Source organism: Deltaproteobacteria bacterium GWA2_45_12 (genome assembly GCA_001797365.1).
Classification (GTDB): Bacteria; UBA10199; UBA10199; order UBA10199; family UBA10199; genus UBA10199.
Window position 1 is genome coordinate 51,429 of sequence record MGPH01000052.1, and the last position, 14,081, is coordinate 65,509.

General features: G+C 46.3%; 12 protein-coding genes. 2 read left to right on the top strand and 10 right to left on the bottom strand.

All coding sequences use genetic code 11. The annotated features are described in order from the left end of the window. Positions 1-68: 68 nt before the first annotated feature. Positions 69-458, bottom strand: a complete 390-nt coding sequence (locus A2048_00470) for a hypothetical protein (protein ID OGP08130.1) — start codon at positions 456-458, stop codon at positions 69-71. 122 nt (positions 459-580) lie between these two features. Here A2048_00470 and A2048_00475 point away from each other — a divergent pair, with 122 nt between their 5' ends. Beyond that, complete coding sequence (locus tag A2048_00475) at positions 581-2,527, top strand: hypothetical protein (GenBank protein OGP08131.1); 1,947 nt, start codon at positions 581-583, stop codon at positions 2,525-2,527. Positions 2,528-2,529: 2 nt separating this feature from the next. Further along, positions 2,530-3,081, top strand: a complete 552-nt coding sequence (locus A2048_00480) for a hypothetical protein (protein ID OGP08132.1) — start codon at positions 2,530-2,532, stop codon at positions 3,079-3,081. A 13-nt stretch (positions 3,082-3,094) separates the two neighbouring features. Here A2048_00480 and A2048_00485 read toward each other — a convergent pair whose 3' ends face one another. The 9 genes from A2048_00485 to A2048_00525 all read right to left on the bottom strand — a co-directional run bounded on the left by A2048_00485 (position 3,095) and on the right by A2048_00525 (position 14,023). Beyond that, entirely contained in the window at positions 3,095-3,805 is a 711-nt protein-coding gene (locus tag A2048_00485; protein OGP08133.1) for a hypothetical protein, read from the bottom strand. Beyond that, positions 3,789-4,196 (bottom strand): hypothetical protein, encoded by a 408-nt coding sequence (locus A2048_00490; protein OGP08134.1) that lies wholly within the window; start codon positions 4,194-4,196, stop codon positions 3,789-3,791. The genes A2048_00485 and A2048_00490 overlap by 17 nt, the downstream gene beginning before the upstream one ends. Before the next feature lie 108 nt (positions 4,197-4,304). Beyond that, positions 4,305-6,623: a hypothetical protein gene (locus tag A2048_00495; GenBank protein ID OGP08162.1), complete on the bottom strand. Its 2,319-nt coding sequence runs from the start codon at positions 6,621-6,623 to the stop codon at positions 4,305-4,307. Positions 6,624-6,797: 174 nt separating this feature from the next. Further along, entirely contained in the window at positions 6,798-8,264 is a 1,467-nt protein-coding gene (locus tag A2048_00500; protein OGP08135.1) for a cell division protein FtsZ, read from the bottom strand. A 129-nt stretch (positions 8,265-8,393) separates the two neighbouring features. Beyond that, positions 8,394-9,620, bottom strand: coding sequence for a cell division protein FtsA (locus A2048_00505; protein ID OGP08136.1), 1,227 nt, complete (start codon positions 9,618-9,620; stop codon positions 8,394-8,396). Positions 9,621-9,657: 37 nt separating this feature from the next. Next, positions 9,658-10,473, bottom strand: coding sequence for a hypothetical protein (locus A2048_00510; protein OGP08137.1), 816 nt, complete (start codon positions 10,471-10,473; stop codon positions 9,658-9,660). Positions 10,474-10,679: 206 nt separating this feature from the next. Further along, a complete protein-coding gene (locus A2048_00515; GenBank protein ID OGP08138.1) occupies positions 10,680-11,573 on the bottom strand; it encodes a hypothetical protein in 894 nt (297 codons plus the stop codon). 64 nt (positions 11,574-11,637) lie between these two features. Beyond that, on the bottom strand, positions 11,638-12,579 hold the full coding sequence (locus tag A2048_00520; GenBank protein ID OGP08163.1) for a UDP-N-acetylenolpyruvoylglucosamine reductase: 942 nt from the start codon (positions 12,577-12,579) through the stop codon (positions 11,638-11,640). A gap of 58 nt (positions 12,580-12,637) precedes the next feature. After that, positions 12,638-14,023: a UDP-N-acetylmuramate--L-alanine ligase gene (locus A2048_00525; GenBank protein OGP08164.1), complete on the bottom strand. Its 1,386-nt coding sequence runs from the start codon at positions 14,021-14,023 to the stop codon at positions 12,638-12,640. Positions 14,024-14,081 lie beyond the last annotated feature (58 nt).

Here is a 14,081-nt window from a genome sequence, read left to right on the forward strand (position 1 = left end):
TTGAACGGAGAGAAGCTTTTCCCATTCGGGAAGATCGTCTATTTTTTGAGTGGTTTTTCCTTTTTTACTCATGGGGGCAGCCCTCGTGCACGGATTAAAAGCCCCTTCCACAGGGAAACAACCCCGTAAATTTCTGTCGAGCCCAAAACCTTCTCCAACGCTTCTGCCGAAGGGCCAAAGGGATGCTCCGAAACTTTTTGATAAAGCTCCCCCCATGCCGCAAGTGAACCTTCCGAAAGAATTTCTTCGAGATAGACGGGATCATCCCACCCGGATTGAGAGAGGCGGGTGCTGGTATGAACCGAAAGAGTGGATGCCGATTTTCCCCATCGAGCCTGGGCTGCTTTGGCTGCAATGGCCAACCGATGCTTAGCCGACAAACGCGCCGCCCGCGCCTTCCCCCCTTGCTTTCCCCATTGCTGAAAACGGTCTTTGACTTGTTTGGAAAGGTGAGCCATAACCGGATGATATGCTTACCCGGTAAGCATAGTCAAGCCGATATTTGGGACTGCTCAATGTTAGAAAAAAAGCTGATTTTTTAGCAACATCTCTTCATTTCTACCGAAAATAATGGGTATCTATGGTTTACTTTAACACTTTTGAAAAATGTCTCCCTGCATTACCGCAATTGATATCAGCCGTGCCTGAAGTTGTAATTTCTCCAGGGATGGTGGGGGTTGTCATGGCTGCCCCTCCCGTTAAGGCCAAGGAGTCAAAAGCCCCAACTTCAATTACAGCACGGCCCCCCATAGGCCTTTCTCCCCAGGACCAGGCTGATTTTCAGAGGCTTTCCAACCGGGTGCATTTGATCTTGGCTGATTTGAAAGCCTTTACGTCAACTCCTTTTTTTAAAAAAGTAAATAAAGCTGTCAATGAAGACCGCGTAAAAATGAGTCAAACGGCTGCACTATCGTCCTACTTACGCAGTGAGCAGCCTTATTTTGAATGGTTCTTTCAGGGCCAGCTTCAGGATGTTCAAACCCTCTTCTCCCTAGGGGCCACCGAACTCGCAAGACAAAGACTCACGGATCTCCTTTTATTAACACGTCAGCTTAAAGCTCTACCCCCTGCTCTTGTCTACACTGTGGAACAATTAACCTTACCCTATGTTCTAAGCGTAAAAGGGGATGCTGTAAAAAACTTGTCTGCCAAGTTATTGCCTAGGATAGATGCCGGCGGATTACGTCTACCACGTCCCACCGCCGAGGATCTATTGTGGACCCAGGCGGAAATAGAAGCGTGGCAGTATGTGGAGAGCGAAGGGCTAAAATTGGCCAGTGCCATTCCTGCCAAAGATAAACCAATATCCGAAAAAGAGGCGCGTGAAATATTAGCAAAATTTGGTGTTCCCCAAGATCGTGTTCACTGGAACGCAACTGAAACCGTCTATTTCCCCAATGATTTATCAAACTACGAAGCAGAGGGGCTTACAAAATTTAATTTTTATAAAGGGCATTTTTATTTCAAAAACCCGATTCAGAAATCCCCCCTTATGTTTAACTACATGGTCTACGCTGCCGAAAAAAAGGGCCTAATCGCAACCCCCTTATCAACACCTTTAGGAACGCGCCTGGCACAAAGTTATATCCGTAATTATCAGTTACAAATTTTAATCTATTATTTTTTAACAAACAAAGGGCAGTTAATTTCATCTGACAAGACAACAACCGAGCAGGGGTATAAAGATCTTCAGACTGATCCCAATGTCATCAGCCTTGGCCTGACACCCGAAAAAATTCGGGCTCCTCATTCCCCTAACAGCAATGTAAAAACGTTGGAGACAGCGTCAGCTGTTCCCTCCATGGCGGCCTTATCAAAGGCCCAACGCATTGAGGAAATAGGTTATGCCAGTAACGGCTCGCTAAGTTTCACAAACCCGCCCCCCGAATTGGAAACCATTTTTAAACTCGTAAATAATATTCCCGCGGGGCCCGCACTCTCGATAGGTTCTGGGGAAGGCCCGGAAGCCCTGGCCTTGGCCTCAAAAAAATTACCCGACGGATCTGCCTTGTTCACCAGGGTGGATGCTCTCGACTTTTCTTACGTGGCCACCCAGCGCGTGGCAGGCCTTCATGGAAAAGTGCCAAATTTAGTTCCCATTCAAGCCATCCGTGGAGATGCTAGCGCTTATTCTTATTCACCGAACACGTATTCATTCATCACCGCCATCAATCTTTTGGAATACCTTCCTCCCCAACAATGGGCCGGTTTTTTTAAGAAAACCTCGGCGGCCCTTCTTCCAAAAGGAGAACTTTATATTGTAGTCGATAAGGCTTCCGGGGCAGGATACACCGAAGTATCCCAAAGAGAAGGTGCCAGTCTGAAGGGAACAACTCTTTCCTTGAAATTTGGGTCTGAGGTTCAGACAAAACACTTTTTTACCAAAGACGACATTAATCAACTACTTGATCAAACAGGCTTAAAAAAAGATGGCCAATATGAAATAAGCATCACCGAAGGCGCTTTCGCCAATGAAAAAGGGGATAACCCCTTTGAGGCCTTCGTCATCCGCATTAAAAGGAAATAATCATGAGTAAACCAAGCCCCATCCATCCATCCCCTTCTCAACACACCCCCCCACCTCCATCTGCCTCCCCGGCACCTCCTGTATATGATTACATTCAAGACATTGGTGTAAATAAAGAGGGACAAGCCGTTTTTGTTTCGGTGGTTTCAACAACAGGTAGCGGGCCTAAAGATTGCACTGTTAGTACATGTTCCTTCCTCACTCTCGGCCGGGATCCCACAAATCAAGAATTCAAAATGATGGATGGATCCATTGGACCGTTGGATAAAAATTTCGCCGTGCGGATGTTCCAGAAAGCCGATGATCTCTTAAAATTTGTTCGCAATGCCTGCACCGATCCGGTCTCTCTCCAAAACTTTCCCGAGGTTTACAAATCTTCTGATTTGGAATGCCTTAAAGATAGTCCCAATAGCCTTATGTGCACCATAGATCATCAACCCGCTGTGCATATCAGTGGCGATGGTGTTCCCAAACTTTCAGATGCAACAAATAGATGCACGGCCCACCGTCTTAAACCATGGGAATTGCATCCTGGGCCTAGAATTGACTTATAAGCGGAGTGCTTAATTAATCCAGCCTATAGGTTTCCTGTTCTGAAAACACCTTCACATATTCCTTGGTGAGTTCACATTTTACATACTTAAGATGACCAAAATCTTTTTGAATGGCTTCCCGATTAAAAATGGGGATGCAAATGCCATCCTTATCGCGGGCCGATGGTGCTTTTAAGATATGGGCTTTATGGGCCTGAAAATCCTTGGCGAGTTTTTGACAATAAGAATACCCCGATGAGTCCTTTGAAGTAAGAAGGCTCCGATCAAGATTCTTATTGCGAGTTAAGTCCCCACAGTATTTGGATTGCACTTTAAGGCCGATCACCCGACGGGTGATCGGTAAAACCTTTTTTCCCTCCAACTCTTCCTTATAAAAATAATGAACAGCGTGATACAGTGCCTCTTTTAAGGCCGTCACTTCGGATTCAGCAGTGTAGAGCACGGCCCACGTGCCATCTGAAAAACGGGAGGAATACCAATTTTCGGGCTTAAATTTTTTTGAGATTTCCTCACCAATGAACTCGTCAATGGATCTTTTAAGAACCCTTTCTGCAGGAGATTGCATGATCGGCACCGAAGAATCATGATAGTAGAACTTTTTTAAAATCTCTTGGGCTTCATGGGATGGCGCAATATCATCGGTGAGTTCTTGGCTTGGACTCAAAGAGGCAATGTTGCGGAAAACATTTCCTTCATAATGGATAAGTTTAACGGGTTCTTTCATGATCCAAATAGCAGCGTATGGCGTGGATACCTTCTTTGCCGTCTTCAAGCATGACATCAAGAGCCGAATACCCTCCAAAACGTTCCCGTTTTACTTTGACCCATTCATAAACCGCGCTCAGGTTGTTGGGAAAAAGAATTCGAAGAGATTTGTGGATATTGATCAAATCGATGATCCGCTCTAACTTGTCACGATCGTTATCCAAAACCGTGGCTCCTTTACGCATACTCTCTAACTTCGTTCTTTTTTCCTTGTAGTTCCATCCCAACAATTGGGCTTCCTCTTCCCTCTTTAACTGCCACTTTTGGGTGAGATTAAAAAAGGTCTGCGCCAATATTTCTCTTGTTTTTTCAGCACCAAATTCTGTTTTTGTAATAGGGTTTAATTCCATGGTTAAGAGCTTAGCGCATTTATATGCTTAATCAAACATAAAATAGTATTTTAAAACTAATTATATGAATTTATTGTATTTTTTATAAGTATAAATGCGCAAGTCTTTTTACTCCCCACCCCCCATCGCCGAAACAAGCACCTGGCGGTGGCCGGCGCCGGTGGCGGTGCTGACGATACCTTCGGTTTCCATGCGTTCAATCATACGGGCGGCACGGTTATAGCCCACGCGGAGTTTTCGTTGAACCATTGAAATGGAGGCCTGGCGTGTTTCAGTCACAATGGCCACGGCTTGGTCGTACAATTCATCGGCTCCTTCTTCCCCTTCAATATCAAGGCCCCCTTCGGGTTCCACAGGTTTTAAAATGGTTTCATCATAAACGGGTTTTGCCTGTTTCCTTAAATAGTCAACAATGCGCGTGACTTCTTCATCAGTGATGTAGGCCCCATGCACACGCAGCATCCGGGAAGTGCCGGGCGGCAAAAACAGCATGTCCCCATGGCCAAGCAAACGCTCAGCCCCCATGGTGTCCATGATGGTACGTGCATCATGTTTGGATGAAACCTTAAAGGCAATACGCGAAGGGAAATTGGCCTTGATGATTCCCGTGATCACATCCACCGAAGGGCGCTGTGTGGCCAAAATGAGATGGATGCCGGCAGCCCGCGCCATTTGGGCCAGACGTGTGATGGCTTCTTCAACATCGCGACCGGCCACCATCATCAGGTCGGCCAGTTCATCGATAATAATGACGATGTAAGGGAGTTTGTGTTCATGTTCAATTTTATCCTCCCCCGCAATACTTTCATCGCCCAGTTCCTTGATTCTTTGGGCTTGGCGGCTGATCAAGTCTTTCTTTTCGATTTTACGGTTGTAGTCCTTGATATTCCGGGCATTGACATCGGATAATTTTTTGTAGCGGCCCTCCATTTCACGCACAGCCCAACGTAGCGCCAGCGTGGCCTTTTTGGGCTCGGTCACCACGGGAAGCAGAAGATGGGGAATGTTTTCGTAAATGGAAAGTTCCAGCATCTTGGGATCCACCATGATCAACCGCACTTCTTCAGGTGTGGCCTTGTATAAAATGGAAAGGATCATCGAATTAATGGAAACCGATTTCCCTGAACCAGTGGCTCCGGCCACAAGCAGGTGCGGCATTTTGGTCAGGTCGGCAACATAAGGGATTCCTTCAATATCCTTCCCCAGGGCAAAAGTGAGTTTCGAATCGCTTTTCTGGAATTTTTCATCGGCGATAACATCCTTAAGCCATACGGTTTCGCGTTCGTTATTGGGAATTTCAATTCCCACCGCCGCTTTGTTCGGCAGCGGGGCCACAATACGGACCGATCTCCCGCCCATGGCCAGGCATAAGTCATCCACCAAGTTTGAAATTTTGGAAAGTTTAACCCCGGAAGCCGGCTGGTATTCGTACATGGTGATGACCGGCCCCGGATGAATTTCTGTCACTTGGCCTGTCACATTAAAATCGAGCAGCTTTTTTTCAAGCAGGCGCGCATTCATCTTCAAACTTTCTTCATCAATAAAAACTTCTTTTTGGTCTTCAGAATCCAGGAGATTCAAAGGAGGAAGCTTGTAGTCCTTGGACATGTTCTCCAATTCCAACTGGGGAGAGACAGCTTTGCGCTTTTTATCAACGCGATCCAAAATTTTCGGGCCATCGGCTTCCTCATTTAAAATTTTGGAAGGCAAAGGCGATAAAGCTTGGGAAGCTGATTCCACTTTGGGAATAGAGGTAAAGCCGGGCTTGTCTTTGCTTATTTTCAACCCTTCAATTCTATCTTCTTCTTTTTTCTGTTGGGATCTCTGTTCCTTCCATTTGTGGATGCGTTTTACAAATCGTGCCCAATAAATCCGGATTTGTTGGAATATTTTTTCAACAATCGGTTTGATGAACAAAAATGTTTTTCGTAACAAATGAGTGACGGAGAAATGAGTGGACCATAAAAAAGTAAGGATGGCTCCCACAACCACCAAAAGATAGGTGCCTGGATGACCCAAATAAGTAATTCCAAAACGAGCGACAATTCCACCGAGCAAACCACCTGCATCCATTGAATCACGGCCAAAATGTAGCTCACCCAAAGTCATCTGGCAAAGGACTGAAACAAAAACAACAAACGCGAACGAAGCGGGAATTTCGTACAAAGACAGTTTGCGACGAACCCCTGAAAACAAAAGAGCCGCCATAAACACCAGAAAAAAGCCGACCAAATAGGCCCCAGCCCCAAACAAGAACAAAAGAAAATCCCCCAAATAGGCCCCCAAAATACCGCCCCAATTATGAATGATTTTTTTGGTTGTCAGGCTTAAAAAAGAAGGATCCGTGGAACTGTAAGAAAAAAGGCTTAAGTAGATGAAAACCCCAAAAGCCAAAAAGATAAGCGCCCATATTTCACGTTGAAACAGGGTAAATTCATCTTCCTGGGTTGTACGAATTTTACGAGTCACGAAAATAAGAAAAAATTGTAGGGGTGCCCCCTCTATTTTCACTAGCGTAGGGGCGCTTGCTTGCTGCGCCCTGTTCGGGCCAATCATGGGCGCAGCAAGCGGGCGCCCCTACAGAAGATTTTTGGTATTCCTTTAATCAGCCCGCCTGCGAATGAATGCCGGGATGTCATATTCATCATCCAAATCATTCATTCCTACTTCCGTTGCGATTTTTTTGAGATCGGCCCCTTCGTCAGTTTGAGCGGGAATATGAAAAGAATATTTTTCGGTGGTTGTTTGACTTACTTCCTGAACAGCCACCGTTTCCATGGGCTGTTGACGAGGAATACGAAAATCAGCCACGCTGGTTGAAACAGGGGTGGTTGTCAAAGCCATGGCTCCTTCGGGCCGCCCAGAAAACGAAAATGGGGTTCGCCCCATAGAGATTTTAGGTGCGGCTTGGGCCGGCGCTGAAGAAAAACTTGCCTGACTTGTTGAAGGAGGAGGCGTGGGTGTTTCACGTTCAACAGGGGCAGAAATAGGCTGAGAAGAGGGCGTCGATACAGGCTCTGGAGCTTTGCTGCGTTTGTATTGATCCCAGCTGCGTAATACATACGGAGTTTGTTTTTCACTCTGACTTGTTTCCAAAACCTTACGATCGCTTTCACGATTAAAACCGGTGGCAATCACCGTCACACGAATTTCGTCTTTCATTTTGTCATCAATGACAGCACCAAAAATAATATTGGCATCTTCATGGGCCTCTTCCTGGATGAGTTTTGAGGCTTCATTTACTTCAAACAAGGTCATGCTAGACGAACCGGTGATATTGAGCAAAATTCCCATGGCTCCTGAAATAGAAACATTTTCTAAAAGAGGGCTTGATATGGCCTGCCGGGCCGCATCGAGGGCCCTGTTTGGACCATATCCAATACCCGTACCCATAAGAGCCATGCCTGTTTCCTTCATCACGGTTTTTACATCGGCAAAATCAAGATTGATCAACCCGGGAATGGTAATGAGATCGGAAATCCCTTTAACAGCTTGCAGTAAAACATTATCGGCCATTTTAAAGGCGTCGAGCATGGGGGTGTCTTTTCCACCCACCATTAAAAGTTTTTCATTGGGGATGGTAATCAGCGTATCGACTTCTTTTTTGAGGGCATTAATCCCCATTTCGGCCTGACGCGCCCTTTTTTTACCTTCAAAAGCAAAGGGTTTGGTCACAACGCCCACCGTAAGAGCCCCAATTTCCTTGGCCGCTTTGGCAATAACAGGAGCGGCCCCCGTCCCCGTGCCGCCTCCCATCCCTGCAGTCACAAAAACCATGTCCGAGCCCACAAGGGACTCACGAATGATCTCCAAACTTTCAACGGCGGCTTCACGCCCTACATCCGGATTGGCCCCGGCCCCCAAACCGCGCGTTTTGTCAGCCCCCAACTGGATTTTTGTATGAGCTTCACTGGTGCGCAATACCTGCACGTCGGTATTGGCCATGATAAATTCAACCCCTTCAAGCTTGGAACGGATCATCGTGCGAACGGCATTGCCGCCCCCACCGCCCACACCAATTACTTTTATTTTTGCTGAAAAATCGAGGCTGTCTTCAAATTCAAACATAGGGCCTCCCATGAAAAGTTATGTAGGAGCGAACCTCGCCTGCCCGCCTTCGGAGGGTGTTCACCCGCGATATGGGCGATTACCCTCCTAAGGCGGGCAGGCAAGAATCGCCCCTACACAAAAGATTTTTTAAAATATTTCAACGATCCAACTCTTCATTCGTTGTTTCACTTTTCCATAAACCCCATCATCCTTCACTTTGAACCGGGTTTGATGTAATTGCCTGGCCCCATAGAGAACCAGCCCAACCCCCGTGGCATACATCGGGCTTTTTACCACGTCAATAAGTCCTCCAATCCCCTTGGGAGCCCCCCGCCTGACGGGAAAATCGAGTACCTGCTCGGCTAGTTCGGGCATTCCTTCCAAAAGAGTGGCACCTCCAGTCAAAACAATCCCGGAGGCAATGGCTTCTTCGAAACCAGAACGCGAAATTTCTTGTCTGACAAGCGAAAAGATTTCTTCTACGCGGGGCTCAATAATTTCGGTCAGAATTTGCCTTGATAAAATCCGGGACTTTCTCCCCCCCACCGAGGGGACCTCGATAGTTTCATTTTTTTGCACCATCGCCCCCAAAGCACAACCATATTTTTGCTTAAGTTTTTCAGCTTCAATGGCAGGGGTTCTTAAGCCCACGGCAATATCATTGGTGATGTGATTGCCTCCGATAGTGAGGACGGATGTATAAACCAGGCTCCCCTGGGAATAAATGACAATATCGGTTGTCCCCCCTCCAATATCCACCAAAACCACACCCAAATCTTTTTCATCGGGGGACAAAGCAGATTCACTGCTGGCCAATGGTTCCAAAACCACATCGTTCACGTTAAGCCCACACCGATTGGCACATTTGACTATGTTTTGCGCTGAACTCACCGCTGCAGAAATGATATGGACCTTGGCCTCTAATCTTATTCCCGACATGCCCAAGGGTTCACGAATACCGTCTTGATCATCAACAATAAATTCCTGGGGAATAACGTGGATCACCTCGCGGTCCATGGGGATGGCCACAGCCTGAGCCGCATCAATCACACGGGCTATATCGCTTTCGCCCACTTCCTTGTTTTTAATGGCCACAATGCCGTGACTGTTAATCCCCTTGATGTGTCCTCCGGCAATCCCTGCGTAAACAGAAGTGATATCACAACCGGCCATAAGCTCGGCTTCTTCGATGGCTCGCTTGATTGATTCAACCGTGGCCTCAATATTAACGACAACCCCTTTTCTTAGGCCCCGCGATGGGTGCGACCCAATGCCGATAATATCGATGCCATCGTGGGTTAGCTCCCCGACGATGGCACAAATTTTTGTTGTGCCAATATCCAAACCAACAACAAGCTTGTCTTTTCTGGCCATGTTGTTCTTCCCTCTTTCTTTTGGATGTAAAAGAACCCTACCGCGAGTTGGTGGTTGTCGACATGTTTTCTACACCATTCTCATCAGAGGGTAGCTCTTCAGTTTTTTGCAAACGGGCAAAAATTTTATCTTCACCATTTAAATCAATTTCCTGAAAATAATTCCGGGTTTCCTGCATTTTAGCCACAAGCCCCCCCCAGGCTTTTTGACGTTCTGGGTAAGCATGGGGCCCAAAATAAATTTTCAAACCTATCTTTGACGACTCGTGTTGAACATGGGCTGTTATTCCTGCTATCCCCTGATACACAACACCCTTTAGCTTGAAAGGAGCATTGACCCCGTCAGCAATAAATGATTTTAGAAATGCAAAAGCTTCATTGACTTTTGCCCTGTAATATCGTGGAAATTTTCCCAGCCCCGCTTTTGTAAAACCGTAAATCCGGGGAAAGTCAGTTGCATCTTCCGGTCCAAGTTTTTTAAAAACCGCCCCTTCGTGACTTAAGTAGTAAAAAATTTCTTTTCCGGCGTCTTCCACCACCAAAAGGGCCACCGGTTCAAACAACTCGACATGAACAACAAGCCCTTGGGGAAATTTTCGCCTTACTTGAACATCACGTACCCACGGAAAGCGTTTGATGTTCTCCCGAATTTGTCGAAGATTAACACAAAACAAATTTTTGCCATAGGGAATTTGTGCCAATTTTTGAAAAAATTCTTTTGGATAGGCCTCTGAATCGGAAATGAGTTCAATTTCTTTCAGGGCAAAATAAGGGGAGCTCCCAAAAAAATGGACAAGCCCGGCCAAAACAAGAACGGATAATGAAAACCCTCCCACTAAAATGAGCCAACCCACCCATCCCCTCTTTTGCCTGTAAAGAGGAGCTTTGCGGACCACCCTTCGGTTCTCGGTATTTTTCCAGAATAGTAATTTCATGGTTGGATGGAAAAAACTATCATAGGGGCTCGCGTCGCCCCCTCAACGCGCCTGTGGCGCTTAAGTAGATTCCGGCAAGAGACGCGAGCAACTTAAGTAAGCCCGTGGGAATCTACTGTGAAATCTTATCCCTCTAAAATCTTTTCACACAAATCCTCAAAGCTCACGCCCACACAGGCCGCTGCTTTGGGAAGTAACGAGGTTTCTGTCATGCCGGGAATGGTATTTACTTCCAGAAAAAGGGGGTTACCATTTTGCAACATGAAATCAATGCGAACTCCCCCGCTACATCCAAGAACACGGTTTATTTTTTCGCTTAAAACGTGCAACTCTTTTGTCAAAACTTCATCTATAGGTGCGGGCACCTTGTACTCGGTTTGTCCCTTGGTGTATTTGGATGTGAAGTCATAAAAACCCGACTTGGGAACCACTTCAACTACGGGAAGGGCTTGTCCATTAACCACCCCCACCGTCACTTCACGCCCCTGGATATATTCTTCAACGAGAATGATTGAATCAAAAGCAAGCGCTACTTCCAAAGCCCCCGCCAACTCTTCCTTTTTAAAAACCCTTGAAACCCCGATGGTTGATCCTTCCGTATTGGGCTTGACGATAACCGGGAAAGGGAGAGGAAATGTTTGAACAAACCAAGCCACGTCCTGTCCCCTGGAAAAAACGGCTTGCTTGGGCATGGGAATTTGATGGGAACCCAGGAATTCTTTGGTAGCCACTTTGTCAAAACAGATAGCCGAAGTAAGAACTCCACAACCCGCATAGGGAAGGCCCACTGTTTGCAAAAAACCCTGCATGGTTCCATCTTCCCCACCCTTCCCATGAAGAGCCAAAAAAACTTTTTGGGGGTTAAAAGCCAAAAGATCTTTCACAAAATGGGGACTTTGAGGATCAAACTCTCCCACATCATGGCCCTTGCGTTTTAAGGCCAAAGCCACAGCGCCACCCGAACGAAGCGAGATTTCACGTTCTTTGGAGATGCCTCCTTTTAATACGGCTATTTTCATGATTGATTTGTAGGGGCCAAAAGAGGGCGAACACTCTCCTGAGGCGGGCAGGCAAGGTTCGCCCCTACGTGTCCTCTCCTAAAATTTTTACTTCTGTTTCCAACAACACACCTGTTTTTTCCTTCACCTTATCGCGAACCAGATTGATAAGAACAACCACATCTTTGGCAGTGGCCTGTTTTTCATTCACAATAAAATTGGCATGCTTTTCAGAAACCCGCGCCCCACCCACGCGCACTCCCTTTAGGCCGCACTCTTCAATAAGTTCCCCCGCCTTGGAAACGACTTCCCCTTTTTTGGTGGATTCCGGATTTTTAAACACAGAGCCTAAACTGGGGTAATTAAGTGGTTGGGTTTCAGCACGCACTTTTTGATAATTCCTGACTGTTTCTTCCACTTCTTGGGGATCTTTTTTGGTTAAACGAAAAATTCCGGAAAGGATAATCGCTCCACGCGGAAGTTTTAAATGGCGATAACCAAATTCAAGCTTGTCCCGTAAAACCGTATGAAGGGTTCCTTGGACATCCAAAAAAGTAATTTCACGAACAATGTCTTTTATTTCAATACCCCGGGCCCCGGCATTCATGAAAATGGCCCCTCCCATTGTCCCAGGGATACCAATAAGAGATTCACAACCAGACAGGCCTTTTTCAGCGGCCATTTGAACAAAAGCCGAAATTTTAACCCCCGCTTCACAAAAAATATCGGCAGTTTCTTCATTTTGAGAGACAATTTCCTGTTTTTGTAAACTTAAAGAGGTGATGACAAATCCCCTGATCCCCGCATCCCTTACCAAGGTATTGCTTCCCGCCCCCAATAACATCACGGGCAAATCTTCTTCCGTGGCAATTTTGAGGACGGCCTTTAAATCTTCAAGGTCAATAGGCTTTAAAAAAACATCCGCCTGACCCCCAATGCGAATGCTGGTGTGGTTCTTCATGGGTTCGCGATAATTCGTGGTACCGCGAAATTCGCGGGCTAACCGGTCACGCACCTCATCCTTAATGACAACGGCCTTGGCTTTGGAGGAGGCTGCCCATTTTTTCAAAATTTCTTCTTTCCAGTCAGGTTGTAGATCCATATTTTTTAAATTGTTTCGCACATTCCTTGCCTATTTTTGTCACATCTCCGGCTCCAAGCGAGAGAAGAATATCACCAGGCGCCACCCATTTCAAAACATCATTTACCAAATGAGCTGTTTTTGGAATATAGCGCACTTGTTCCCCCAAATTTTTCTTTAAACCTTCTACCAGATTTTTTGAATGAACCCCCGAAATGGGAGCTTCGCCCGCCGGATAAATATCGGTGACAAGTAACAGGTTGGTAGAATCAAAAGCGGCCATAAACTCTTTAAACATGTCGCGCGTCCGTGTGTAACGATGGGGCTGGAACAATGTCACCAAACGTCCCGTATAAGCACCACGAATGGCTTTGAGGGTGGCTTTTATTTCTTCAGGGTGATGCCCATAATCATCAATCACCGTATAATGATTGTTTTGGAGCAAAACCTGACAACGCCTTTGGACTCCTTTGAAATTTTTCAGGGCCTTTATCGCCTTGACCAAAGGAATGCCCAATTCCCACCCCACCGCCAGGGCTGCCAGGGCATTAAGCACATTGTGATGTCCGATAAGATGGAGGGAAACCCGCTTCTTCTTTTCACCAAAAACAACAAAGTCAAAATCGATGTGCCCGTTTTTTGAATCAATATTTTCAGCACGAAATTGGGCTTTTTCAGAAAAGCCGTAGGTTAAAACCCGCTTTTCGATTTTTGGAAGAAGTTCTTCAATCACCGGATGATCCACACAGACAACGGCCACACCATAAAAAGGGATTTTGTGAATGAATTCCAGATAGGCTTTTTTAACACGATCAAAACTTTTATAAAAATCCATGTGCTCGGGGTCAATATTGGTGACCACCGCAATGGAAGGAGAAAGTTTTAAAAAGGACCCGTCGGATTCATCGGCCTCGGCCACCATGAATTCCCCCTTCCCCAACCGGGCGTTTGAACGAAGACTGTTGACCTTGCCCCCGATAATCATGGTGGGATCATACCCCCCATAATGAAGCACACTGGCCACCAAGGAAGTGGTGGTCGTTTTTCCGTGGGTTCCGGAAACGGCCACGCCATACTTGGAAAAACGCATGAGCTCAGCCAACATTTCAGCCCGACCGATAATGGGAATATTTCTGTTTTTGGCTTCGACGACCTCGGGATTGGTAGGCTTGATAGCCGAACTGGTCACAACAACTTCAGCCTGGACAACATTATCTTTTTTATGGCCGTAAAAAATCCTGGCCCCTTTTGATTTAAGCCGCCGGGTAAGAGGGGAAGGTTTTAGGTCGGAACCGCTGACGGGATAGCCAAGGTTAATCAAGACCTCGGCAATACCACTCATGCCAATGCCCCCAATGCCTACAAAATGAATTCGATGTTTTTTGTACAAATTCCCTTTCTTATCCCCCTTTTCCGCCGAAGGACGGATCAGTCCTTTGGCTGAAAAA